A 25,600-nucleotide genomic window follows, 5' to 3' on the forward strand; every position below is an offset into this window, starting at 1 on the left:
CAATTTTACCGGGAGGTGCGTAATATCGTGACCTTAGAGTTAAAAATGTTGATCAACGGCCGGTGGGTGGAAGCCGCTGGCGGCCGTTATATGGACGTGTCCAATCCAGCCACGGGCGAAGTGATCGCTCGGGTGCCGGAAGGCGGGGTAGAGGATGTGCAGGTGACCGTTCAGGCAGCAAAGGAAGCCTTTGACGATGGCCGCTGGAGCGGCCTTTCCCCCGGCGAACGGGCGGCCGTTTTATGGAAATGGGCGGATCTGCTGGAGGCCAACAGTGAAAAACTGGTGGAACTGGAATGCCGCAATACGGGTAAGCCGGTAAAGCTGGCCCGGGATTCGGACATTCCCTTTGCCATTGACAACCTGCGCTTTTTCGCCGGTGCGGCCAGAACGCTGGAAGGTCGGGCGGCCACGGAATACACGGGGGTGCACACCAGCATCATCCGCCGGGAACCGGTGGGGGTGGTGGCCTCCATCTCCCCCTGGAACTACCCCTTTTTAATGGCCGCCTGGAAACTGGGGCCGGCTCTGGCCGCCGGCAACACGGTGGTGATCAAGCCGGCCAGTTTAACACCCCTGACCACCATTGAAATGGCGCGGCTGGCCCGGGAAGCAGGCCTTCCAGACGGTGTGCTCAATGTGGTCACCGGCCCCGGCCAGGTGGTGGGGGAAGCTCTGGTCACCCATCCGGACGTGGCCATGGTCTCCTTAACCGGAGATACCCGCACCGGCCGGGCCATCATGTCCCTGGCCTCCGCCTCCTTAAAACGCCTACATCTGGAACTGGGCGGAAAGGCGCCCTTTATCGTCTTTGCCGATGCAGACCTGGCAGCGGCCGCCCAGGGCGCTGTGGTAGGTGGCTATGTCAATACGGGCCAGGACTGCACGGCAGCCACCCGGATTTACGTTCAGGAGGAAGTCTTTGAGCGGTTCATGGAGCTATTCCTGGAGCGGGTGCAGGCCATCCGGGTGGGGGATCCCTTCCGACCCGACACCGATATGGGGCCGCTCATTTCCCCGGCCCAGGTGGAACGGGTGGCCGGTTTTGTGGACAGGGCCCGGGCCGCCGGCGCCCGGGTGCTCACCGGCGGCGGCCGTCCCGACCGGCCGGAACTGGCGGCTGGGGCCTATTACCTGCCCACGGTGATCACCGATGCAACCGATGACAGTGAAGTGGTGCAGGAAGAGATTTTCGGGCCGGTGGTGGTGGTCCTGCCCTTCCGCACCGAAGAAGAAGTGGTGGCCCGGGCCAACAACGTGAAGTACGGCCTGGCTTCCTCCGTATGGACCGGGGATGTCTATAAAGCCATGAATGTTTCCCGGAAGCTGCGTTTTGGCGCCGTGTGGATCAACGACCACCTGCCCCTGTCTTCGGAAATGCCCCACGGCGGGTATAAACAGAGCGGCTTTGGCAAGGATCTGTCCCTGTACGCCCTGGAGGAGTATACCTCAGTAAAGCATGTCATGGCCGATCTGACCGGCCAGGTGAAACGGCCGTGGCATTATACGGTGTTTGGAGAACCGGAGGATTAGGACCTGTGGCCGCCGGTATCAGGACGATGCCGGCGGGTCGTTAATCAGGAATCGGGGGTTGTTTGAACTGTTCAGGCGTCAACCGGCGATAAAAATAAAAATGGAGTTAAAGGGTTCCCTGTCCCGTTACGCCCCGCCGGCCGCGAAGGACGGGCGGTTCAACCTGGAAGTTATGCCCGCATCCACCGTAAAAGACGTTCTGGTAAAAATCCGTGTACCGGCCAGGTACGCCGGATTGATTTTAATCAATGGAAGAACAGGCCGAACCTCCGACCCGTTGCATCCGGGAGATACGGTAACCATTTTCCCCCGGGAGATGCCAGGGTGTCTTACACCGAAAGAGAAAATTTCCTTATATAACCGGCAGATGGACGTAACTACACGGCCCCGGCTGGCGGTGACGACGGACGACGGAAAACTTAAAAGAAAAAATTTTTATTTGTTGAATACGAGATAGTTGTTGCTTGACATGAAAGATTAAAATTATATATAATTAGATCAGGCAAATTAATATTTTCGGCAAAGAAGCCGGAGCAGGATGATGAAGTCCCCGTAATAATAAACGGGGACTTTGTATTCCTATCCTTTTGCCCAATAAAATCATGAATGGAAGAAGAAACCGCAGGGTTGTGGTGTCAAAGAGGCAATGTTGCCCCTGTTTGAGGAACGAAGAGGTTCCTGTAAACAGGGGCTTATGTTTTTCTTGATATGTTTGTAAAAAAATGATGGAGGAGGGATGTGCTAGATATATGGCTATAATTGTAATTAAGATTAACCTGTTACATGTATCAATTAAAGATGCGTGTTTGTGCTTGTAAAGGGACCCACCGTTACGGACCCTGGAGTACCCGGTTTAACCTGAAATCATTAGTACAGTGGTAGTTAATGGTTGGAAGTTTATCGATATTTTAAGGAAAAGCGATACTATTTATGATTATCTCCTGCTGGCAGGCGTTAACATGTAAATATATCAAGATGGGAGGGATATAATATGTCAGAGTACATGGTGCAGCTTGTGAATGTGACCAAAAGCTTTGGTGAGGGCCTGGCCGTGGACAATGTATCGCTGGATATCCGGCCGGGAGAATTTTTAACCCTGTTGGGGCCCAGCGGCTGCGGCAAGACCACCACCCTGCGCATGATCGCCGGATTTGAACAGCCCACCGGAGGTGATATTCTGCTTGATGGCGAATCTGTGCTGGGCAAGCCGCCCTATGCCAGAAACGTCAATACCGTATTTCAGAGCTACGCTCTTTTCCCCCACATGACTGTTTTCGAAAATATAGCTTTCGGTTTGAAGATGAAAGGCCAAAAGAAGGAAACAATTGTGCCCAGGGTAAACAAGGCGATCGAACTGGTGGACCTGTCGGGCAAGGAACGAGCCTACCCGCAGGAACTGTCGGGGGGGCAACAGCAGAGGGTGGCCCTAGCCCGCGCGTTAGTGATGGAGCCAAGGGTTCTGTTGCTGGATGAGCCGCTGAGTGCCCTGGATCTCAAGCTGCGTAAGCAGATGCAGCTGGAGTTGAAGCACCTGCAGCGGCAGCTGGGGATCACTTTCGTTTACGTAACCCACGATCAGGAAGAGGCGCTCACCATGTCCGATAGAATTGCGGTGATGAACGCGGGGGTCATTGAACAAATAGGAACACCCCGGGAGATTTACGAACGACCGGTTTCGGTTTTTGTGGCCACCTTCATCGGTGATTCCAATATTCTGGAAGGCACCATAACCGGCCGGACGGTGTCCGGAACCGGCATCGTGGTGGAAGATTGCCCGGTTTTCCTTTCCTCCCTTAATGGTATGGTGCCGGGGCAAAAGGTATACCTATCCGTTCGGCCTGAGCATATGTTCCTGACGGCTTCCGGTTGCGAAGGTAATGGCCCCTGCCTGCCCGGCCGGCTATTGGAACGCATATTTGCCGGTTCGTCGGTTAAATCAGTAGTTGCTTTAAATAGCGGCAAGCAGGTGACGGTAAGCGAAAGTGGTTTTCCGGCCTGCTGTGAGATTGGCGATGCAGTCGCCGTCGGGTGGCATCCTGGAAAGGAGGTAATTTTAAGTGATGCGCAATCAAGCGATGTCCCATCGCCATCTTCCAATGCTGGGTATGCTGGGGCCGGTCAGTGCATGGATGTTGGCGCTGGTTGCCGTACCGCTGATGCTGGTGCTTATCGTTAGTCTTTTTTCCCGGGGCGTTTATGGTGGGCTCATTTACCGGGTTAATGTGCAAAACTACCTGCGTTTTATTGATCCCCTCTATGTAAAAGTACTCTGGAACTCGCTGGAGGTGGCCTTTCTAACCACCCTGGCCTGCCTGGTTTTGGGTTACCCTTTTGCCTACGTTGTGGCCAGATCATCCTTGCGGTGGCGGAATCTTCTTCTCCTGTTAATTATTATTCCTTTCTGGAGCAATTCACTAATCCGCACCTATGCCTGGATTGTACTGCTGCGTACGGAGGGTGTAATCAACCAGGTGCTACTGGGTATGGGGTTGATCGACCATCCTTTAAAACTGCTATATAACACGGGGGCGGTGGTGCTTGGTCTCACTTATACCCTGTTTCCGTTCATGGTCCTGCCCCTGTATGCCTCCATCGAAAAGCTTGACCGGCGTTTGCTGGAGGCCTCTGCAGACCTGGGGGCCGGGCCATGGCAGACCTTTTGCCGGGTTACCCTGCCGTTAACCATGCCGGGGGTGATCGCCGGATCCCTTCTGGTGTTTATCCCCAGTCTGGGTCTCTTTTTTATCCCGGACCTGATGGGTGGGTCGCGGACCATGCTGATCAGCAACTTAATCCAGAACCAGTTTCTGGCGGCAAGGGACTGGCCTTTTGGTTCGGCAGCTTCAGTGATCCTGATGATTCTAACCCTGATCCTGATCGCCTTTTACCTGCGGCTGGTGAAAAATACGGAACGACTGGAGGTGATCTAAATGCAGGCCCGCTGGGCGAGATGGATGGCCGGTGGTTACGGGTTCCTGGTCTACGCTTTTCTCTACCTGCCGATCATGATTCTGGTGGTTTACTCTTTCAACCGGTCCAAGCTCAATGCTGTTTGGACCGGGTTTACCGTGGACTGGTACGCCGTTCTGGTCCGGGACACTGCCATAATCCAGGCTGCCTGGAACAGCCTGGTGGTTGCCGTTCTTTCCACCTTTATTGCCACCATGATCGGCACCTTGGCGGCGGTGGGCATGCACCGTTACCACTTCCGCGGCAAAACGGCCTTGAATGGAATGCTTTATATACCGATCATCATTCCGGAGATTGTCATGGGTATCTCCCTGCTGGTATTTTTCAGCCTGGTGAAGATACCCCTGGGCCTTCTGTCTTTGATCCTGGCCCACGTTACTTTTTGCATCCCCTTTGTCGTTTTGACGGTACGAGCGCGGATGGAGGGATTTGACCGTCATTTGGAGGAGGCAGCCATGGACCTGGGAGCCAGTAACCTGCAGACCCTGCGGTATGTAACCATGCCAGTGATTATGCCGGGCATTCTGGCCGGGGTGCTCCTTTCTTTTACTCTCTCTTTGGATGATGTGATTATCAGCTTTTTTGTATCCGGTCCGGGAAGTATGACCTTGCCCTTAAAAATTTACTCCATGGTCAAGTTTGCTGTTACGCCGGAAATCAATGCCCTGTGCACCATCATGATGGTGCTGACCCTGCTCCTGGTGCTGATTGCCGAGAGGCTCCGGCTGAAGAAGGCCGGTTGATAATTGATTAATCGAAAGGAGATTGTCAAATGAAAAGAAGAACGAGAACAATGATCTTTCAGGTCCTGGCGCTGGTCCTGGTGGCGGCACTCCTGGCCGGGTGCGGTGGTCAGCAGATCGCTGGCACTGAAAAGCCGGCAGAGGAAGAAAAGGTATTGAATGTTTTTAACTGGTCCGAGTACATGCCCCAATCCGTAATCGATAAATTTACCGCTGAAACGGGTATCAAGGTTAACTACTCCACTTACTCTTCCCAGGAAGAGATGCTGGCCAAGCTGCAGGCCGCCCCGGGGTCTTATGACCTCTGTGTGGCTTCCGACTACATGGTGGAGGTCATGACCAAGCAGGGGTTACTTGAACCCCTTAAACTGGACAAGATCCCCAATTTTAACAACGTGGATCCGTTATACCGGAACCCGCCTTATGATCCGGAGAACAAGTACACCGTTCCTTATATGTGGGGTACGGTGGGTATAGCAATAAATACCGACAGGGTAAAGCGTCCAGTGACCAGTTGGCAGGATCTGTGGGACCCCGCTTTTGCCGGTAAAATTGTGATGCTTAACGATGCCCGCTATTGTATTGGTGCCACCCTGAAATCCCTTGGTTATTCTTGCAATGAAACCAGTCCGGAAGCATTGGCAAAAGCCAAAAACAAATTGCAGGAACTGATTCCCAAAGTAAAAGCCTTTGATAGTGACAGCCCCAAGACTCTTTTGCTTAACGGCGAGGCGGTAATCGGATTGATGTGGAACGGTGAAACTGCTCTGGCTCAGAAGGAAAACCCTGCCATCAAGTATATCTATCCTAAAGAAGGGGCCATTCGCTGGCAGGATAACATGGCCATACCAAAGGGGGCCAAACATCCGGAAAACGCCATGAAGTTCATGAATTTTATCCTGCGGGGTGATATCGGTAAAGAAATAGCCGAGGCCTATCCCTATGCTTCACCCAATGCAGAAACCATAAAGATGCTTCCTGCAGAAACGCGGGACAACCCGGCTAGTTATGCCCCGGAGGCCGAACTGAAAAAAGGCGAATTTTTAAAAGATGTGGGTGAGGCCACACCGGAGATTGAGCGCATCTGGACGGAGGTAAAAAGCTAACTGACGGAGTGTGAGTGTGGCGATGACACCGAAGGACCTTGGTTACAAAATGCCGCCGGAATGGACAAGACATGCCTGTACATTCATGGAATGGCCCACAACCGAAGACCTTTGGCCGGGAGGTCTGGATGAGGCACGCCAGGCATACTCGGAGGTGGCCAGGGCGATCGCCAGGTTCGAGCCGGTGATCATGATAGTGAGGCCGGAACTATCTGCTGCTGCGGCCAGACTTTGCGGTCCAGCGGTGCACATACATGAGATGGAACACGATGATTCCTGGATGCGTGACAACGGGCCAACCTTCGTTGTGAATGCCGGTGGTGAGGTGGCGGGCATCAACTGGAGGTTCAATGCCTGGGGAGGAAAGCATGAGCGCTGGGAGCAGGATAACCTGGTGGCTCCAAGGCTGCTGGATTATTTAAAAGTACCCTGTTTTAACGCTCCCCTGGTCCTGGAGGGTGGTTCCATCCACACGGACGGGGAGGGCACCCTGCTGACCACCGAAGAATGCCTTCTCAACCAGAACAGGAACCCTCATTTAAATAAGACAGAAATCGAGAAAATACTGAAGCAGTACCTGGGTGTGGATAAGGTCATCTGGCTGCGGCGGGGGCTGGAAGGGGACGAGACGGACGGTCATGTGGATAATGTGGCCTGTTTCGCTAGGCCGGGTATTGTGCTGGTGCAGTCCTGTTCTGACTCCGGTGATCCCAATTGCGAGATATTACAGGAAAACATGGCCATTCTGAGAGGGGCTACGGACGCCAAAGGGCGAAAGCTGAGGGTTATCCCGGTGGAACAGCCTCCTGCCACCTATTACCGGGGTGTTCGCTTACCCTTAAGCTATATCAATTTTTATTTCGTAAATGGTGGTATTGTTATGCCCCGTTTTGGTGGTGCCTGCGCCGCCGCCGATGACCATGCTGCCCGGATATTGCGGAGTGTTTTTCCGAAGAGAAAGATTGTCGAAATCAACGGTCTCCCCATTGCCAGGGGTGGGGGAAATGTCCACTGTATCACCCAGCAGATGCCTGCTGGGATGCCGGAGCAGGTGCGGGAGGTGCGCTATGCGTAAGGTAGTGACGTTTTTCGAAAAATCCTTTTCTGGTGAATTCGCCTGAGATGGCAGGATATCCTGAACCGAAAGAGAAATTTCTTCTCTATGACCGGATGATGAACGTGACTACACGGCCCTGGCTGATACGGTCACTCTGCCTGAAACAGATGCCGGCAGTGAATATGTACCCTGGGGGTGCCCGGTATGGAAATAACAGTGGAATTAAAAGGTTATCTGGCCCGTTATGCTCCGCCGGGCGCCCGGGACGGCCGGTTCGGTTTGGTGATAAAGAGCGGGACTACCGTGAAGGATGTACTCAAACAAATCAGTTTAGCTGAGCAGTACACCGGCCTGCTTTTAATTAACGGTCAGAAAGGGAAAAAGGCCGACCGGCTGCAACAGGGTGACGTGGTGACCATTTTTCCCCTGGTGGCCGGTGGGTAAGACTTTGCGGCCGGCACCGGCAGGGTGCCGGTGATATGGCTGGCGGCAAACAGGACGATTTGTAGGGCATTGGCAGCACGAAAGGGTGGGCGGCGGTCTGTGATTAAGCAATTCCGCCGTCCAATTATTTTTTTGCGAGAAAAATTTTTGGTCTGGTTAACATAATCATATCCGACCGCAAATGATTAATTCACCAAACACCATAATGGTGTTTTTTTATATTATTGAAGGTTATAAGGGGTCAATTGGAGAATTTGTTTCTTAACCGTTACGACTGCAGGGGGCATGACCATGGCCAGAGAAATGGTAATCCGTCCGGACAGGTGTACCGGCTGCTGTACCTGCGCGCTGACCTGTGCCGTTACATATTTGGGGGAGTTTGACCTCACCAGGGCCTGTATTCGGATCACCAGGCATGAGTTTGAGGGCACCTTTGATATTACTTTTTCATCCACCTGCCGGAACTGCAAGCAATGCGCCCTGGCCTGCCCGTCGGGGGCACTGCGGGCGGTGGAAATACCCGAAGGGGAAAAGGAGGGGGGGTAAGCCCGTGTACGGTTACAGTGGTAAAATACTGGAGATCGACCTGACCACCGGCCGGACGAAGGAATGGCCCGTGGAGCGGCAGTGGGCCGGGGAGTATTTAAGCGGTCTGGGATTCAACGCCCGTTTTCTTTTCCAGGAAATCGGCCCGGGCGCCGACCCCCTGGGTCCGGAGAACGTCCTGACGTTCGGTGTGGGGGTGCTGGTGGGGACAAATGTGCCCACCGCCTCCCGGACGGAAGCTTCCGCCCTTTCGCCGGCCACCGGCTTATTCGGCACCGCCAATTCCGGCAACTTCTGGGGAAGCGAGCTCAAATTTGCCGGCTTTGACGGCCTGGTCGTCCGGGGAAAGGCTCCGGCGCCGGTGTATGTCTGGATTTGCGATGAAAAGGTCAGCATTTTGCCGGCCAGCCACCTGTGGGGCCGGGATGCCTGGGAGACCATCCGCCAGATCCGCCGGGAACTGGGGGACCGGGGGATTCAGGTGGCGGCCGTCGGCCCCGCCGGTGAAAACCTGGTCCGCTTTGCCAGCATAGAAAACGGCCCCTTTGATGCCTGGGCCCGGACGGGGTTGGGGGCGGTCATGGGCAGCAAAAATTTAAAGGCCGTGGCGGTGCGCGGCCGGGGTCCCGTGCGGGTGGCCCGGAAGAAGGAATTCCTGGCGGCAGTGGAAGACACCCGGCAGGCCATCCTTTCTTCTCCCTTTTATGGTTCCTTTTCCCGTTTCGGCACCATGCTGGCCACCCTGCCCTACCAGGAGTTCGGCGCCCTGCCCGGGCGTAATTACCGGTACGGGGCCATTGAAGGCTGGGAACAGACCCGCAGCCGCAAGGTCATGCATAAATATACCAGCCGGGGGGTGGCCTGCATTGCCTGCCCCATTGCCTGCGCCCACTGGGTTGATGTGCAGGATGGCCCCTACGCCGGGCTGAAATTGAAGGACATGGAAGTCACCCCGGTGATTGGTTTTGGCGCCGGGTGCGATGTGAACAACCTGCCGGCCATCGCCCTGCTTACCGAGACCTGCCAGCGGCTGGGTATGGATATGGTTTCGGCGGCGGCCGTGGTGGCCTTTGCCATGGAACTGTATGAAAACGGGCTTCTTGCGGAAAGGGATATGGGCTTTCCCCTGCCATGGGGCGATGAAGGAGCGATCATTTCTTTGCTGGAAATGATTGCCCGCCGCCGGGGGGTGGGGGACATCCTGGCCGAAGGGGTAAAAAGGGCGGCCGGGCACTTCCCCGGAGCCCGGCAATATACGGCGGAGGTCAAGGGGCTGGAGTGCTTCCTGCTGGATCCCCGGGCCCGCTGGTCCACCTGGACGCTGGGTTATATTACTAATGTGCGGGGTGGGGATCACCTGCGCACGCGCAATCCGGTGGAAAACCTCCGTTACAACGATAACCCGGCACCTTATTTTACCGAAAAGTTTGGTTTTCCCGATGAAATGTACGACCGCCTGGATATGCCGGAACAGTTAAAAAGGGAGATTTTTGACCCGGCGACAAAAGATGTAAACATTCCCAGAATGTCTAAATGGGCGGAAGATTTGATTAGCGTTTACAACGCCCTGGGCATGTGTATCCGGCCGCCCGTGCTGCATACGGTGGGCCCCACCCTTTTTGCCCGCCTTTATTCCTCTCTAACCGGAATCGACGTCACCCCGGAAGAGATCATCCGGGCTGGCGAGCGCATCTGGAATGTCCAGAAGCTTTTTAACCTGCGTCACGGGGAAGGGCCGGCCGATTCCGACTATCCTGCCCGCTTTTACGATCAGCCCGTGGCTGCCGGGCCGGCCGCCGGGCGCCGGCTGGACCGGGCAAGGGTGCGGGAAGTTCGGCGGGAATATTACCTGGCCCGGGGCTGGGACAAGGACACGGGTGTGCCCGGTGCGGAAAAGCTGGCGGAGCTGAATCTGCTGGAAATGGGGGCTGGAGTATACTGTTCGGGGGGAAGCCATGAGGATCAGTAAATTCGTAACGCCGGAAATCATCTATGGCCTGGGTGCCTTGAGCCAGGTGGGGGAAAGCGCCCTGCGCCTGGGGGCCAGTAAAATATTTGTGGTCAGCGATCCGGGAGTGGTGGCCCACAAGTGGGTGGAGCAGGCCCTGGACCGGCTGCGGCAGGTAGGACTGGCTTTTGAAGTCTGGTTTGACGTCTCAAGTAACCCGAAGGATTATGAGGTGCATGAGGCCGTCAAATGTTACCTGGATATGGGCTGTGATGCCATTCTGGCCGTGGGAGGGGGCAGTCCCATTGACGTGGCCAAGGCCGTGGCCATCCTGGCCACCAACGGGGGAGTAATCCAGGACTATGAAGGGGTAAATAAGATCACCCGTCCCCTGCCCCCGTTGCTGGTGGTGCCCACCACGGCCGGTTCGGGGTCTGAAGTGACCCAGTTTGCCATTATAGTGGATACCCGGCGTAAAGTGAAGATGAGCATTATTTCCAAATCCCTGGTGCCCGACATTGCTATCATTGACCCTGCAGTACTGCAGACAAAGGATGCCCGGCTGACGGCTGCCACCGGGTTGGACGCTTTGAGCCATGCCATTGAGTCCTTTGTTTCGCTGGCTGCCACCCCCTTGACCGATGTGCATGCGCTCAATGCCATCCGGCTTATTGCCAGATTTTTGCGACCATCGGTAGCCTGTCAGACCGATCTGGAGGCCAAAGGGGCCATGGCCATGGCCGCCTTGCAGGCCGGCCTGGCCTTCTCCAACGCCATTTTGGGAGCCACCCACGCCATGGCTCACCAGCTGGATGCGTTGCTGGATCAGCATCACGGAGAAACCAACGCCGTCCTTCTGCCCTATGTCATGGAATTTAACCAGATCGCCTGTGTGGAAAAGTTTGCCCGCATAGCCGGCGCCCTGGGAGAAAACATAACCGGTTTGAGCTCCTGGGAGGCCGCTGACAGGGCCATCAGGGCCGTACGCAGGCTGGTCAGGGATCTGGGCATTCCGGAAAGCATTTCCGTGACCGATCTGTCCGGGGAAGACCTGAACCGGCTGTCCCGGAACGCCCTGAAAGATGCCTGTGTCATTACCAACCCGCGGGATGTTACCGAAAAAGATTTATATGACCTTTTTTCCCGGGTTTTAAAGCGAGGAATCCAAAATGATCAATGATAAAACCAGCGTGATCGAGAATTTGACGGGAGTCCGGTCCTCCAAATTAAACTATTACGTGGAGTTAAAAAAACGCAACCGGGAAATTGTTATCCAGAACCGCCGCCTGGAAATTATTCATCAGTTGGTACGTGATATTAACATTGATATGTCCCTGGAAATGATTGTGGAAAGGGTTTTTGAGAACCTGCCGGTGGTTATTTCCTGTGATTTTCTGGGTCTTTTGCTGGTGGAAGGAAACGAATTGCGCCTGGTGACCACGCAACCACCTCTAAACTCTGAAAACAGGGTTATACCCCATACCTGCCTCATGCAGGAAAATATAGAAAACATGCAGGAGCAGATTTATTTATGCGTTACGGGTGAAGGAGAACTGTTTGACTACCTGCCCGTGCGGGAACTGGGGCTGCGCTGCCTGATCATCAACCCCCTGCGGGTGAAAAACAACGTTATCGGCGTGTTGATTATCGGCAGCCGGGAAGCCGGTAACTATAGCAAAAACGAACTGCATTTTGCCTACCATCTGGCGGATCAGCTGGGTATTTGCATTCAAAACCGTCGGCTTTATGAGGAAATGGCGCAGGCAAAGCGGGAGTGGGAGGAAACATTTCGGGCACTGGGGGATCCCCTTACCCTGACCGATCTGGATTTTAATATCTTGCTGGATAACGGCCGGTATTCAGAGCTGGCTGGCCCGGAGAGCAACCTGGAAAGCAAAAAATGTTTTGCCTATTTCTGGGGTCAAAAGAAGAAATGCGACTCATGTCTTCTGGATGAGGTGCGTAAGACCGGCAAGCCGTCTTATCGTCGAGTGCACTCCACTTCGGGGAAAGTGCTGGATGTCTTTTATTATCCCGTGTTTAACGAGCAGGGCAGGCTCTCCAGTATGATTCAGCACATTAAGGATGTTACGGCTCGGGTACAAATGCAGGCTCAGCTGATCCAATCTGCCAAGATGGCCGCCATAGGGGAAATGGCGGCCGGAGTGGCTCATGAACTGAACAGTCCCCTGACGGTGATCATAGGAAACGCCCAGATGTTACAGCGAGAACTGGAGTCTTCCCCCATATCTGCTCAATTGCTAAAAGACATTGTAACCTGCGGGCTGCGCTGCAAAAAAATTATACAGGATTTACTTACCTTTGCCCGTCAGGAGCAAGTGGCCTTTGTGCCCACCGACCTGAATGCCGCGGTGGAAAGGGTGCTTAGCCTGATTAAGTATCAGATCGACCGTAAGGGGATTACTGTTCATACGGACCTTACCCCGGATCTGCCCGTGGTGGCCGCCTGTGAACAGCAACTGGATCAGGTGCTGATTAACCTGTTGTTGAATGCCCGGGACGCCCTGGAGGACGTGGACGGGGAGAAGAATATTCGCATCAATACGGCGGTGCGCGAAGATGAAGATGGACGACGATTTGTGACGGTTGCTGTGGAGGATAATGGCCGGGGCATCCAGCCGGAAAACATCGGCCGGCTATTTGAACCCTTTTTCACCACCAAGGAGGCCTCCCGGGGTACCGGGCTGGGCCTGAGCGTCAGCCTGGGCATTGCCCGGGCCCACGGGGGGACCATTGAAGTACAGAGCCAGTGGGGCCGGGGGAGCACCTTTACGCTGGTCCTGCCGTTAAATAGGGAGCAGCCATAAGTTCTTTACAGGGACTGGAGCGAGCCAGTGATGGCACGCCGGCAGTCGTCTCTGAAGGAACGACATTTTGCCGGTGCCGGATACAAAATGCAGCGTAGCCGGGACAAACGGACCGGCAGCACGAATGGCGCTGGGAGGGGTTGCTTTTGATTGGACAGGCACACGTTCTGGTTGTGGATGATGAAGTGGAAGTGGGCACCTTTTTCCGCTGCCTGCTGGAAAGAAAAGGATACAGGGTTACTGTGGCCAACAGTGTCCGGGATGCACAGAAGGCCGTCCATCATGATAAATTTCACGTTTCGGTGGTGGATTTGAAACTCCCGGATTATGACGGTCTTTCTCTGCTGCAGGATATAAAAAGGGTGCAGCCGGACTGCGAAGTGATCATCATGACCGGTTACAGTACCACCAGAACGGCCGTGAGGGCCATTCAACTGGGAGCCTATGATTATATTGAAAAACCCTTTGAGGATATTTCCCAGGTGGAAAACCTCATTGACAGGGCTTTTGATTTTGCCAGTGGTGCGGCGGAAAGAAAAAGCAGTATTTCCTCCGCCGAATGGAGTGAGATCGCTTCCCGTCTCGGTTTGGTGATGGGCAAAAGTCAGGTAATGCGCAATCTACTTTCCGTGGCCTATAAAATTGCCCCCAAGGACGTGAATGTTCTTATTCATGGGGAGACAGGTACGGGCAAGGAGGTGCTGGCCCGTTTCATTCACGCGGCCAGCAACCGGAAGGAACAGCCCTTTATTCCCGTTAACTGCGGGGCACTGCCGGAGAATCTCCTGGAAAGCGAGCTGTTTGGTCACGAAAAGGGAGCCTTTACCGGTGCGACAGGTCAGCGCAGGGGCATTTTTGAACTGGCCAACCAGGGTACGCTGTTTCTGGATGAAATAGGAGAAGCCAGCCTGTCCATTCAAGTAAAGCTATTGCGGGTCCTGGAGACCGGGGAGTTTATGCGGGTGGGGGGCGAAAAGCCCATCAAAACCAATGTGCGGGTGATTGCGGCCACCAATGTGGATCTGGAACAGGCGGTGAGGGATAAGCTTTTCCGGGAGGACCTGTTTTACCGCCTGGATGTGGTCAGGCTGGTGGTTCCCCCTTTGCGGAACCGCAGGGAAGATATCCCGTTTCTGGTCAATCATTTCTTGGACCAGCTTGGCGACCAGGGGAACCGCCGGAATATTCGCATTTCACCCGAAGCAATGAAAAATATGGTGGACTATCCGTGGCCCGGCAATGTGCGGGAGCTGGTCAATGCCATCCACCAGGCGGCTGCCCTGTGTGACGGTTCGGTGATTATGCCGGGGCACCTCTCGAATCGAATCACCGGTCCATTTAATTATAAACCGGGGATAGCTGATCTGAAATTTGGCGATTCTTCAGTTTCGGCCTATCTTTATAACCTGGTTCAATCAAAGGATATTCTGCCCGGCCTGGCCGACGAGGAACTGCCTCGTGTTTTCCACCTTTTGAAACTGCTGGAGAAGAAGGTGCTGGAGGTACTGTCAGGCCGCGGCCTTTCCTGTCCTCCCCCTGTACCTCTGGAGGAATTGGAAAGGGAAGCCATAAACCATGCTCTAATTTACTCCCGGGGTAATATAGCCCTGGCCGCCCGGACGCTGGGGATCGGTCGCAACACCCTTTACCGCAAGTTGAAAGAAAAAGGAATAAACTACGGATTTGACCGCCTTTTATCATGAAAAGGCGGTCAAATTTTTCGAGTCCTGCCATATAATGAACCATTTGTTCCAAAATAATCAGCTGTTTGTACCATCGTGGGACACCAGAAAATTTTGCTTTTTGCTTATTGGCAGAAATAAATGACTTTTTGCACTGGTCTATATTTTGCTCTTATGGAGAAGAAAAATTTTATGGGAGGTATGCTTGTATGGCATTGGGTGAGCAGGTTTTTGGTTACTACATCCCCACGGTAAGCCTGATGGGCATAGGCGCTTCAAAGCATGTGGGGGAACAGGTGAAGATTCTTGGCGGCAAAAGAGTGCTCATTGTCACCGATGCTTATCTGGGCAAGAGCGGCATGGCGGATCAAATTAAAGAGCAAGTGGAAGGAGTGGGCGCCAAAGTTTTTGTTTTCGCCGGGGCTGAACCAAACCCTACCGATAAAAATGTCCATGATGGCTTAAAAGTGTTCCAGGAGAGCGGTTGCGACATGATTATCTCCCTCGGCGGCGGCAGCTCCCACGACTGTGCCAAGGGTATCGGCATTGTGGCCACCAACGGCGGCAACATTCGGGATTACGAAGGGGTGGACAAGTCCAGCAAACCCATGCCTCCCTTTATTGCCGTGAACACCACCGCCGGAACGGCCAGTGAAATGACCCGTTTCTGCATCATTACCGATACCGACCGCAAGGTGAAAATGGCCATCGTGGACTGGCGGGTTACTCCCAATGTGGCCATCAATGATCCTCTTCTCATGGTGGGCATGCCGCCGGCACTGACGGCTGCCACCGGGATGGATGCTTTAACCCACGCCGTGGAGGCGTATGTTTCTACCATAGCCACCCCTGTTACCGATTCGGCGGCTTTGATGGCCATGAAGTTAATTGCGGGGAACCTGCGCCAGGCGGTGGCCAATGGTCAGAACATGGAAGCCAGGGACAAAATGGCCTATGCCGAGTTCCTGGCCGGTATGGCCTTTAATAATGCCAGCCTGGGATATGTGCACGCCATGGCCCACCAGCTGGGCGGTTTTTACAATCTTCCCCACGGAGTTTGCAATGCCATTCTGCTCCCCCATGTCTGCCGTTTCAATCTGATTGCCTGCCCGCAGAGGTTTGCGGACATTGCTGTGGCTCTGGGCGAAAATATTGAGGGGCTTTCCGTGCGGGAGGCTGCGGAAAAAGCTATCCAGGCCATTCAGAAACTGTCGCAGGATGTGGCCATTCCTTCCGGCCTGCGTGGCCTGGGTGTGAAAGAAGAAGACCTGGCCATTATGGCGGAAAATGCCAAGAAGGACGCCTGCAGTTTCACCAACCCGCGGCTGGCCACCCTGGAGGATGTCATTGACATTTACCGTCAGGCCATGTAGTATAAGGGTGCAACTTAATGCCGTGCTGGCCATGATAGGAGAGGCAACCTCTCCTATCATTTGATTAAGGCAGGAAACGTTTCTTTTTGAATCAGGTGCTCCAGAATGGAACGTTAGATGTGTACCAAAAAGGAGCAGGCCTGTTATGTGACCCGGTAAAAGGCCACAATTACTATTGTTCGCAACAGTGGCATGAAACGTGCGAGTAATAAGCAGGACCCGGAAGGTGTAAAGTAAAGAGACTGAAGGAGGTTAAAAGCAGTGTCCAGGTTCCTGCGGGTGAACATGACCACCAGGGAAGTTAAATTGGAAGAAGTGCCGGAAAAATACCTGGCGCTTGGGGGCAGGGCGCTGACATCCCAGCTTGTTTTTGATGAGGTGCCGCCCACCTGTGATCCCCTCGGCCCCTTTAATAAGCTGGTCATTGCGCCGGGGCTGCTTTCCGGCACCAATGCACCGTCGTCAGGGCGGCTGTCGATAGGAGGAAAGAGCCCTCTTACCGGCGGTATTAAGGAAGCCAATGCCGGCGGTATTGCCTCGCAAAAGCTGGCCAACCTGGGCATCAAGGCCATCATTCTTGAGGGTAAACCCGCAGGTGGCGATTGGTACCTGCTCAAGGTAACTCCTAATGGTACGGAGTTGCTGCCCGCCAACGATCTGGCCGGCAAGGGTACCTACGAGGTCACGGCCATCTGCCGGGAGAGGTACGGTAATAAGGTTGCCGTGATTACCATTGGTCCGGCCGGCGAAATGCTCATGCCGGCCGCAGGGGTGACCAACAATGACAGTGACGGCAACAGCAGCCGTTATGCCGGCCGGGGCGGACTGGGGGCGGTAATGGGCTCCAGGAAGATTAAGGCCATAGTGGTGGACAGTCCCACCACCTTTGATGCGCCGGTCAAAGATCCCCAGCGCTTCAAGGCGGCGGCTAAAAAATTTGCCGACATCTTAAAAAACCACCCCGTAACCGGACAGGGACTGCCCAACTACGGCACCAATGTACTGATGAACGTGATCAACGAAGCGGGTACCCTGCCCACCAGAAACTTCCGTTCCGGCCGGTTCGATAAGGCCAGCGAGGTCAGCGGGGAAAAACTGGCCGAAGTGGCCGTGGCCCGGGGGGGAAAGGCCACCCACGCCTGCCATCCCGGTTGTGTGATGCGCTGCTCCAATGTCTATCCCATGCCGGACGGCCGGGTCTGTGCGCCCATCGAGTATGAAACGGCCTGGTGTTTCGGCCCCAACCTGGAAATCGGCGACCTGGATGTAATTGCCAGACTGAACTACATCTGCAACGACGTCGGCCTGGACACCATAGAAGCAGGATGCACCCTGGGTGTCCTCATGGAGGCCGGGGTCATACCCTTTGGCGACGGCGAGGCTGCCATCAAAGCCCTGGAAGAGGTGGCCCTGGGTACGCCCCTCGGCAGGGTTATCGGCAGCGGTTCCGCCAGCGCCGGCCGGGTCTACGGTGTCACCCGGGTACCGGCGGTGAAGGGGCAGGGCATTCCCGCCTACGATCCCCGGGCCTGCAAGGGCAACGGCGTTACCTACGCCACCACACCCATGGGTGCCGACCATACCGCCGGGTATGCCGTTACCGCCAATATTCTCAAGGTGGGCGGATATGTGGATCCGCTGAAACCGGAAGGCCAGGTGGAGCTTTCCCGGAACCTGCAGATTGCCACCGCAGCCGTGGACAGCACCGGCCTGTGTCTCTTTGTGGCCTTTGCCGTTTTAGACAACCCGGAAGGATTGCCCACCATTGTGGAAATGCTCAATGCCCAGTATGGCTTGAACTTAACTACAGATGATGCCTTGAACCTGGGCAGGCAGGTACTGCAGGTGGAAAGGGAATTCAACCGCCGGGCCGGATTCACCGGTGCCGACGACCGGCTGCCCGAGTTCTTCAGCCTGGAAGAACTGCCGCCCCATAACACCGTCTTTGATGTAGAGGGAGAAGAACTGGACCAGGTTTTTAACTTTTAATCGTGGACAGGCGGAGAATGGTAACTCCCTGTCCCTGCTCCAACAGTAACGCTATCATTCCCAGGTGGGACACCCCGCAAAGGGGTGTCTTGCCGCCTTTTCTGAACAGGGGGTATGCCGGCTTGCAGGTGGAAGTGCGGGTTTTTGGCGGGCTGGAAAAATTCATCCCGGGGGCCCGCTTCGGTCAGAGCATACCGGTGGAGTGCCCCGGGGGAAGTACGGCCGGTCAGCTGGTGGATACCCTGGGCATTCCCGGGAGCATGACTTACTCCCCCCATTCATGGCGGACATCGTCCTTACTGCTATGAGGATGGCCAATTCTTATGGCAAACACGAATCAGATTTGCCCGAAAGACATTCGGGCAAAAATTTTTTTTTGTGAGGGTTATTATTTAGCAGGATATTTTCTTTATTCATAGAATAGATTTAAGTAGTCAGACAATATGCAACATGTAGCATGCTATAAGGTCTTCTGATTCGCTCCCACATTTGGCCTGGGATTTTGGGGGACTGATTTTAAGGAAGGGAGGGTTAAGAATGGTAGTTCAAAAAAGGTTGAACAAGTCTCCCTTATATGAACAGGCTTACGTGGCCCTGAAGGAAGATATCATGAGCGGCAGGCTGCAAGCCGGTGAAAAGCTTACCGACCAGGGATTGGCTGAATTGCTGGGCATTAGCCGCACTCCGGTAAGGGAGGCGGTCAGGCAGTTGGTCAAAGAAGGCCTCCTGGTGGGTGCCCCTAACCGCAGCGTAACCGTGTTTTCCCCTAATGCCAGGGATATTGCGGAAGTTTACGCGATCAGGTCGTGCCTGGAGGGACTGGCCGCAGGGCTTGCGGCGCTTCGCCCGGACCGGTCGTCCTTTACCGAAAAAATGGCCCAAATAAGCGAGGAGGCCAAGCAATACGCTCAAAATCAGGACGCCGGCATGGTGGCGAGAAAAAACACCGAGTTTCATGATCTTCTGATTGCGGCCAGTGGGTGCGATAGCCTGGTATCCTTGCTGGAGCCCATAAGGAACAGGGCTTTTATCTGCCGCCTGTCTTCTATGCGCAACCAGGCCAGTGTTCATGTATCTCTCCAGGAACATGACGAGATTATCAAATGCCTGGTGGATGGTGATAGCCCCAGGGCCGAGCAACTGGTCCGGCATCATGTGACCATGGCCGGAAGGCGTTTACTGATGAGGCTTCATGCCAGGGAACTAAACGAATCGGATCCAATTTTCAGGTATTACCAAAAAATAGCAGATGAAGATGGGGGTCTGAAACTTGAAAATAACCAATGTTGAAGCCGTTTCGCTGGTTGTACCCATGGAAAAAGCCATTAAAGCACCCATCAGCCTCCCGTATGCAGACGATTTGGCCAAAGTCGTCTTCAGTGAGTACAGGACCACACTGGTCAGGGTATACACCGACGAAGGCATAACCGGCGTTGGGGAGTGCATGGTCAGGCTTGCTCCCGTGGCCACCAAGAAAATTGTAGAGTATGTGAAGCCCATTCTGATCGGGGCGGATCCCTTCGACATTGAACTGATCTGGGACAAGCTTTACGGTGCCATGATGAACCGGGGCCATTACAAGGGCTTTTATATCGAGGCTATCAGCGGGATTGACGTAGCCCTGTGGGACATTATGGGCAAGGCGCTTAACATGCCGGTTTACAAGCTTTTCGGGGGTCACACCAACAAGAAAATGTGGTCCTACGCCTCATCCCTGCGCTTCAGGGACATGGAAACCATCCTTGCCGACGCCCAGAGGTTTATCGACATGGGATTTAACGCCATGAAGATAAAAATCGGGCAGGATCCCCGGAATTACAAAAAGGATATCGAGGTGGTGCGGGAGGTCCGCAGGGCCGTAGGCGACAAGATCACTCTGATGGTCGACGCCAACTGCGCCTATGACGTCAAGACGGCCATCCAGGTAGGCCGGGCTCTGGAAGAGCTGGACATCTTCTGGTTTGAAGAGCCCATTTCGCCGGACAACATCGAGGGTTACGAGCAGATATGCAAAGCTCTGGATATGCGCATCGCCCTGGGTGAGGCTGACTTCACCAGGTTTGGCTACCGCCAGTTTTTCACCCGCCAGGCCATTGACATCATTCAGCCCAACGTCTGCCGCACCGGCGGGTTTACCGAGTGCCGCAAGATAGCCGCGTTGAGCGGCACCTTCCACATCCCGTACGCTCCCCACACCGGGAGTTCGTCGGCAGTTTGCATGGCCGCCACCCTGCACCTTGCTGCTGCGCTGCCCAATTTCCTCATTTACGAATACATGCAAAGCGACTGGAACAAGGATCAGAAAAACCCCCTGCGCTGGGACCTGGTTCGGCTGCCCATCAAGTCCTTCAAGGACGGCTACATTGAAATCGAAGACAAGCCGGGTCTGGGCATCGAAATCAACGAAGATGTGGTCAAAAGGTACGCGGTGGAATAAGTGCCGCGGGGATTTGACATCAGGAAAAAGGGAAGCAAGGGAGGGTACATACAGTGTTTAAAGCATTCGAGTTCCAGGTAACCACCCGGGTGAAATGCGGAGCCAATCTGGTGGACGGGCTGGGGAAGGAAGCCCTGGCCCTGGGCGGCAAGAAGGTGCTGGTGGTGACCGACCAGGGCATAGTGAAGGCAGGCCTGCTGGAAAGGGTGACTGCGGCTCTGAAAAAAGAAGGCCTCGCCTTCGAGGTTTATGACCGGGTGGAAGCGAACCCGCGGGTGGAAACCATCGACCGCGGCCATGAGTTTTACCGCCGGGTCGGGGCTGACGTGATTGTGGGTTTCGGCGGAGGAAGCTCTATGGACACGGCCAAGGGGATTGCCGTCCTGGCCACCAACGGTGGATCCATGGCTCAATACGCGGGGCAAAACAAGGTGCAGAACCGACCGGCTCCGGTCATCGCCGTTCCCACCACTGCCGGTACCGGTAGCGAGGTCACCGGGAACATAGCCTTCACCGACCTCACCAAGAAGGACAAGATGTCCTGCCGCAGCCCCCTGAATTTCCCCAGGGTGGCCATTCTGGATCATACCCTGTTGGCCTCGCTTCCAGCTTCCATCGCGGCGGCCACCGGTATGGACGCTTTGATCCACGCGGTGGAAGGTTACCTGTCCAAAAAGGCATCGCCGATGAGCGATGTACTGGCCTTGGAAGCCATCCGCATGATCGGAAGCAACATACGGAAGTTCGTGGCCAATCCGGAAAACGAGGAAGCGGCCGCCAATATGCTCCTGGCCAGCGCCCTGGCCGGCATGGTGATTACCAACACCGGCACCGGCAACGTGCATGGTATGGCCAGGCCGGTAGGCGGGCAGTTTGACGTTCCCCACGGTGTGGCCTGTGCCATTATGTTCGCGCCGGTGATGCGCTTTAACCTGATCAGCAGCCCGGAAAAAATGGCCAAAGTGGCCGGGGCCCTGGGTGAAAAGGTTGAGGGGCAACCGGTGCTGGTGGCCGCCGCCAGGGCGGTGGATGCGGTGGAAAAACTGGTGGCCGATCTCGGCATTCCGAAAAACCTGTCCGCCGTTGGCGTAACCAGTGACGCTATCCCCACCCTGGCTCAATTATCCCTCGCCAACACGGGACCCAACCCCAGGCGTACGACTTATGAGGACTTGGTTGCGTTGTTTAATGAGGCCATTTAAAAAATCAAAGGGAGGGCAAACCATGAATTGGAAAAAATTAACCGGCCTCGGATTGGTTCTGGCATTGGTTGTCTTTTCGGCGGTGGGCTGCGGCGGCAAGGATACCGCCAAGCAGGCCGACCAGAATGGCGCTGTTAAAAAACTGGTGCTTGCCCACTCCGCCACACCGGACAACTCACTGGCCATGGCCTACGATAAATTTGCCGAATTGGTCAAAGCCAAGTCCAACGGCAAGCTGATCATTGAAGTCCACGGTGGCGGCAGCCTGGCCGGCGACCAGACGGCGGTGGAAGGGGTAAAGATGGGTACCATCGACATCGGATCGTCAGCCAGCAACAATATGGCCCCCTTCACCAACGCCTTTTTGTTTGCCGACCTCCCATATATATTCGACAGCATTGAGAGCTCCCATAAAGTATGGTGGGGACCGATAGGCGAAGAGCTGAAACAAAAAGTGGAGAAAGACATCAACGCCAAGGTGCTGTTTTATCTGGATACCGGCGGCGGCTTCAGGGTAATCACCAACAATAAAAAGGAAGTTAAAACCCCGGCCGACCTGAAGGGGCTGAAGCTCCGGGCCACCGCCTCCCCCATTGAGGTGGCGCTGCTGAAGGCCTGGGGGGCAAACCCCACTCCCATACCCTGGCCCGAGGTTTACACCGCCCTCGAGCAGAAAGTGGTTGAAGGCGAACACCTGCACCCGGTGTGGATTTACCAGGCCAAGCACTATGAGGCCCTTAAGTACATGACCGTGGTTGACGCCATGTCCAACGTGCACGTAGCCCTGATGAGCAAAAAGGCCTGGGACAGCCTGACCCCCGATGAGCAGAAGATAATCATGGATGCCGGCAAGGAAACGCAGGAATTTTGCGCCAAGGTAGACGCCGAGAAGGGCCAGGAGGCCCTGAAGAAGCTGCAGGAGGCGGGTCTCAAGCTGTACAAGCCCACCTCCGAGGAAGCGAAACAGTGGAAGGACGCGGGTGTAGCCATCTGGCCCCAGTTTTACGACAAGGTTCCCAAGGATTTTATCGACCGGGTGATTGCCGCTCAGAAATAGCCAGGCATTGTGTATCCCAGGTTTATTGTCGGCTTTGCTGGAGGGGACCCTTTCGGGGTCCTCCTCCACAGCATTAATGGGGAGGGGGATGCTTTGGTTTGGTTTAACCGTTGCTATTCAGCCATGGAAAAAATCAGCCTGGCGGTAAACGCCCTGGCTAAATTCATGGTCATTGCCTTTCTGGCCACCATGACCCTGACCACGGCGGCCCAGATATTTTTTCGCTATATTTTGAATGCGGCCCTTATCTGGCCGGAAGAACTCAATGTTTTCTTAATGGCTTGGATCACCTTCATCGGATCCAGCATCGCCCTGCGGAATACTGCCCACATAGGCGTTGAGCTATTTGTCAACCTGCTGCCCAGGTTTTTATCCCGCCTTGTAAGCATATTTACCAAAATAGTCATATTGTTTTTCGTTATCCTTCTGATAAATTACAGCTTTAATGTAGCCAAGATGAACCTAAACGTTTCTTCTTCAGCCCTGGGAATTTCCATGTTCTGGCCACGGTTTAGCCTGGTGATGGGCGGATTGATGATGTTTGTGCAGGCTCTTTTCCTGTTAATGAGGGATCTGAGGGCGATTTTAACAAAGGAGGAAACAGCATGATTGCCTGGCTGGTAATTCCCTTTATGATTGCCTTAATCGGCGGCGTGCCCATAGCATTTAGTCTGTCTCTGGGGACGGTGCTCTTTCTGCTGGCGACCAATAAGGTGAGCATCGATGTGCTTGCGCAACAGATGTACCAGGCGTCGGCTTCCTTTCCTCTGATGGCCATCCCCCTATTCCTCCTGGCCGGTGATCTGATGGATAGGACCGGAATTACCACCAGACTGATCAACTTTATAAAAATTATTGTGGGTCGCGTTACCGGCGGCCTGTCCCAGGTAATGATTCTCTCGGGAACCATTTTTGCCGGGCTCAGCGGATCCGGGGCGGCCGATACGGCGGCCCTGGCCAAGGTTCTGGTTCCCGGTATGAAACGGGAAGGGTACGACGTCAGTTACAGCGCCGCCCTGGCCGCGGCCACCGGGGTATTGGGGCCCATTATCCCGCCCAGCATTGTAATGATTGTATATGGAGCTATGATGAATGTTTCCATCGGCGCCATGTTTATGGCCGGAATTGTTCCCGGTCTCGTCATCGGCCTGGCACTGATGGTTACCGCCTACTTTATAAGCAAAAAAAATAAATATCCCAGAAGTGAGGAGCCGTTTTCCTGGGCTCAATTTTTCTCCGGGCTGAAGGATGCTTCCCTGGCGCTGTTAATGCCGTTCATTATTCTTTTCGGAATCAGGGGGGGCATTTTCACCCCCACCGAAGGCGGTGCTGTTGCTGTGGTATATGCGCTGCTGATCGGTATTTTCGTTTATCGTTCACTGCGGCCGAAGGATTTGATAGAGTCGCTGTTGAGCAGCGGCGTGATGGCGGCCGTGATTATGCTCATTGTGGCGGCGGCCAGCCCTTTTGGCTGGCTGTTGTCCTTAAACCAGGTGCCCCAGCAGGTGGCCGGGTTAATGCTGGGCATAACGCAAAACAAATACGTAATTCTGTTCTTAATCAACGTATTATTGCTGATCATGGGCATGCTGATGGAAACCAACGCCATTATATTGCTGCTGGCTCCCATCCTGGCACCCATTGCTATCAAGGCGGGCGTTGACCCGCTCCACTTTGCCGTGCTTATGGTAATCAACCTCTGCGTTGGGCTGGCAACCCCTCCGGTGGGTATCAACCTGTTTGTGGCGGCGCCCGTGGCCGGAATTTCCCTGGAGAAGATAAGCCGGGCCATCTGGCCCTTTGTTCTGGTGGAAATTGCCATACTATTACTGGTCACTTATATTCCCGAGATTACCCTGTTTTTGCCGCGTGCTTTGGGGATGTAGTTTAACGAAAAGGAGGTATTGTCTTGAAGGTTATACCGCTGCATCTGGGGTCGATGACCGTGGACAAGTCGGGGCTTACTTCGGTCAGGGACGCCGGGATAAAGATTGACATCCCGGTGGTGGCCTGGCTTATCGAGGGTGGAAAAGAAAGAGTCCTGGTGGATACCGGGGCCGGGGATCCGGATTGGAGCAGGAAATATCACAATCCCATGGTGCGTACCGAGGAACAGAGGATTGACAGGGCCCTGGAGTTATTGGGAATCAGTCCGGGGGAGATCAGAATTATTATTAACACCCATTTGCACTGGGATCACTGCTTCAACAACCACCTCTTCGAGAACGCCGTGATTTACGTCCAGAGGAAGGAACTGGCATATGCCGCCGACCCGTTGCCCAGGGATAGGCGCTACTACGAAACCGATCTGGGTGCGCCGCTTTATTTGAAAGCCCCGGATAATATAAAGGAAATTGAGGGTGATGTGGAGATCATCCCCGGAGTCTGGGCCGTTCATATCCCGGGACACACCCCGGGCATGCAGGGCGTGGCCGTGGAAACAGTTTCCGGCACCTGCTTTATAGCCAGTGACGCCGTTGGGTTGTGGGAAAACTGGGAGGCCGACCCGCCGGTGCCTGGCCAGATATACGTGGACCTGCGCCAGGTCTACCGCTCATTCGAAAAGATTCGACGCCTGGCCGATTTCGTGCTGCCCGGCCACGATCCCAGGATATTTGACAAAAAGTGCTATCCCGAATGATCTGAGGTTGATATCAAAGCGGCCGTTGAATTTTTGGCCGGGGG

The 25,600-nt window shown here is 54.7% G+C and carries 23 protein-coding genes; all 23 read left to right on the forward strand.

Annotated features, from left to right (window positions below):
• Positions 1–27 precede the first annotated feature (27 nt).
• The 23 genes from GFC01_RS00260 to GFC01_RS00370 all read left to right on the forward strand — a co-directional run bounded on the left by GFC01_RS00260 (position 28) and on the right by GFC01_RS00370 (position 25,556).
• Positions 28–1,533 (forward strand): gamma-aminobutyraldehyde dehydrogenase, encoded by a 1,506-nt coding sequence (locus tag GFC01_RS00260; protein WP_341473658.1) that lies wholly within the window; start codon positions 28–30, stop codon positions 1,531–1,533.
• A gap of 58 nt (positions 1,534–1,591) precedes the next feature.
• A complete protein-coding gene (locus GFC01_RS00265) occupies positions 1,592–1,990 on the forward strand; it encodes a MoaD/ThiS family protein (protein ID WP_152944651.1) in 399 nt (132 codons plus the stop codon).
• Between the two features lie 534 nt (positions 1,991–2,524).
• The gene (locus GFC01_RS00270) at positions 2,525–3,709 is read left to right on the forward strand and encodes an ABC transporter ATP-binding protein (RefSeq protein WP_152944652.1); all 1,185 of its coding nucleotides are present in this window, start codon (positions 2,525–2,527) and stop codon (positions 3,707–3,709) included.
• Entirely contained in the window at positions 3,663–4,463 is an 801-nt protein-coding gene (locus tag GFC01_RS00275) for an ABC transporter permease (RefSeq protein ID WP_341473659.1), read from the forward strand. Before GFC01_RS00270 ends, GFC01_RS00275 begins: the two co-directional genes overlap by 47 nt.
• Positions 4,464–5,246, forward strand: coding sequence for a spermidine/putrescine ABC transporter permease PotC (gene potC, locus GFC01_RS19895; RefSeq protein WP_152944653.1), 783 nt, complete (start codon positions 4,464–4,466; stop codon positions 5,244–5,246).
• A gap of 29 nt (positions 5,247–5,275) precedes the next feature.
• Positions 5,276–6,352, forward strand: a complete 1,077-nt coding sequence (locus GFC01_RS19900) for a polyamine ABC transporter substrate-binding protein (RefSeq protein WP_152944654.1) — start codon at positions 5,276–5,278, stop codon at positions 6,350–6,352.
• Positions 6,353–6,401: 49 nt separating this feature from the next.
• A complete protein-coding gene (locus tag GFC01_RS00290; RefSeq protein WP_341473673.1) occupies positions 6,402–7,427 on the forward strand; it encodes an agmatine deiminase family protein in 1,026 nt (341 codons plus the stop codon).
• A 186-nt stretch (positions 7,428–7,613) separates the two neighbouring features.
• On the forward strand, positions 7,614–7,853 hold the full coding sequence (locus tag GFC01_RS00295) for a MoaD/ThiS family protein (RefSeq protein WP_152944655.1): 240 nt from the start codon (positions 7,614–7,616) through the stop codon (positions 7,851–7,853).
• 291 nt (positions 7,854–8,144) lie between these two features.
• A complete protein-coding gene (locus GFC01_RS00300) occupies positions 8,145–8,399 on the forward strand; it encodes a 4Fe-4S binding protein (protein ID WP_194174723.1) in 255 nt (84 codons plus the stop codon).
• Between the two features lie 4 nt (positions 8,400–8,403).
• Complete coding sequence (locus GFC01_RS00305) at positions 8,404–10,368, forward strand: aldehyde ferredoxin oxidoreductase family protein (RefSeq protein WP_341473660.1); 1,965 nt, start codon at positions 8,404–8,406, stop codon at positions 10,366–10,368.
• On the forward strand, positions 10,355–11,527 hold the full coding sequence (locus GFC01_RS00310; RefSeq protein ID WP_152944658.1) for an iron-containing alcohol dehydrogenase: 1,173 nt from the start codon (positions 10,355–10,357) through the stop codon (positions 11,525–11,527). The genes GFC01_RS00305 and GFC01_RS00310 overlap by 14 nt, the downstream gene beginning before the upstream one ends.
• Positions 11,517–13,175, forward strand: coding sequence for a sensor histidine kinase (locus GFC01_RS00315; protein WP_152944659.1), 1,659 nt, complete (start codon positions 11,517–11,519; stop codon positions 13,173–13,175). Before GFC01_RS00310 ends, GFC01_RS00315 begins: the two co-directional genes overlap by 11 nt.
• 146 nt (positions 13,176–13,321) lie before the next feature.
• A complete protein-coding gene (locus tag GFC01_RS00320) occupies positions 13,322–14,878 on the forward strand; it encodes a sigma-54-dependent transcriptional regulator (protein WP_152944660.1) in 1,557 nt (518 codons plus the stop codon).
• A 188-nt stretch (positions 14,879–15,066) separates the two neighbouring features.
• Positions 15,067–16,230 (forward strand): iron-containing alcohol dehydrogenase, encoded by a 1,164-nt coding sequence (locus GFC01_RS00325; RefSeq protein WP_152944661.1) that lies wholly within the window; start codon positions 15,067–15,069, stop codon positions 16,228–16,230.
• Positions 16,231–16,491: 261 nt separating this feature from the next.
• On the forward strand, positions 16,492–18,219 hold the full coding sequence (locus tag GFC01_RS00330; protein ID WP_341473661.1) for an aldehyde ferredoxin oxidoreductase family protein: 1,728 nt from the start codon (positions 16,492–16,494) through the stop codon (positions 18,217–18,219).
• 122 nt (positions 18,220–18,341) lie between these two features.
• A complete protein-coding gene (locus GFC01_RS00335) occupies positions 18,342–18,527 on the forward strand; it encodes a ubiquitin family protein (protein WP_152944662.1) in 186 nt (61 codons plus the stop codon).
• 229 nt (positions 18,528–18,756) lie between these two features.
• Entirely contained in the window at positions 18,757–19,509 is a 753-nt protein-coding gene (locus GFC01_RS00340) for a GntR family transcriptional regulator (RefSeq protein WP_152944663.1), read from the forward strand.
• Positions 19,490–20,656 carry a mandelate racemase/muconate lactonizing enzyme family protein gene (locus tag GFC01_RS00345; RefSeq protein WP_152944664.1) on the forward strand — a complete coding sequence of 389 codons (1,167 nt, stop codon included), beginning with the start codon at positions 19,490–19,492 and terminating at the stop codon, positions 20,654–20,656. The genes GFC01_RS00340 and GFC01_RS00345 overlap by 20 nt, the downstream gene beginning before the upstream one ends.
• A 53-nt stretch (positions 20,657–20,709) precedes the next feature.
• Positions 20,710–21,858, forward strand: coding sequence for an iron-containing alcohol dehydrogenase (locus GFC01_RS00350; RefSeq protein WP_152944665.1), 1,149 nt, complete (start codon positions 20,710–20,712; stop codon positions 21,856–21,858).
• 22 nt (positions 21,859–21,880) lie between these two features.
• Complete coding sequence (locus tag GFC01_RS00355; protein ID WP_194174724.1) at positions 21,881–22,915, forward strand: TRAP transporter substrate-binding protein; 1,035 nt, start codon at positions 21,881–21,883, stop codon at positions 22,913–22,915.
• Positions 22,916–23,008: 93 nt separating this feature from the next.
• Positions 23,009–23,524 carry a TRAP transporter small permease gene (locus GFC01_RS00360; protein ID WP_152944667.1) on the forward strand — a complete coding sequence of 172 codons (516 nt, stop codon included), beginning with the start codon at positions 23,009–23,011 and terminating at the stop codon, positions 23,522–23,524.
• Positions 23,521–24,801, forward strand: coding sequence for a TRAP transporter large permease (locus tag GFC01_RS00365; protein ID WP_152944668.1), 1,281 nt, complete (start codon positions 23,521–23,523; stop codon positions 24,799–24,801). Before GFC01_RS00360 ends, GFC01_RS00365 begins: the two co-directional genes overlap by 4 nt.
• A gap of 23 nt (positions 24,802–24,824) precedes the next feature.
• The gene (locus GFC01_RS00370; RefSeq protein ID WP_152944669.1) at positions 24,825–25,556 is read left to right on the forward strand and encodes an N-acyl homoserine lactonase family protein; all 732 of its coding nucleotides are present in this window, start codon (positions 24,825–24,827) and stop codon (positions 25,554–25,556) included.
• Positions 25,557–25,600: the final 44 nt, after the last annotated feature.

Source organism: Desulfofundulus thermobenzoicus (genome assembly GCF_009428905.1).
GTDB classification, from domain to species: domain Bacteria; phylum Bacillota; class Desulfotomaculia; order Desulfotomaculales; family Desulfovirgulaceae; genus Desulfofundulus_A; species Desulfofundulus_A thermobenzoicus.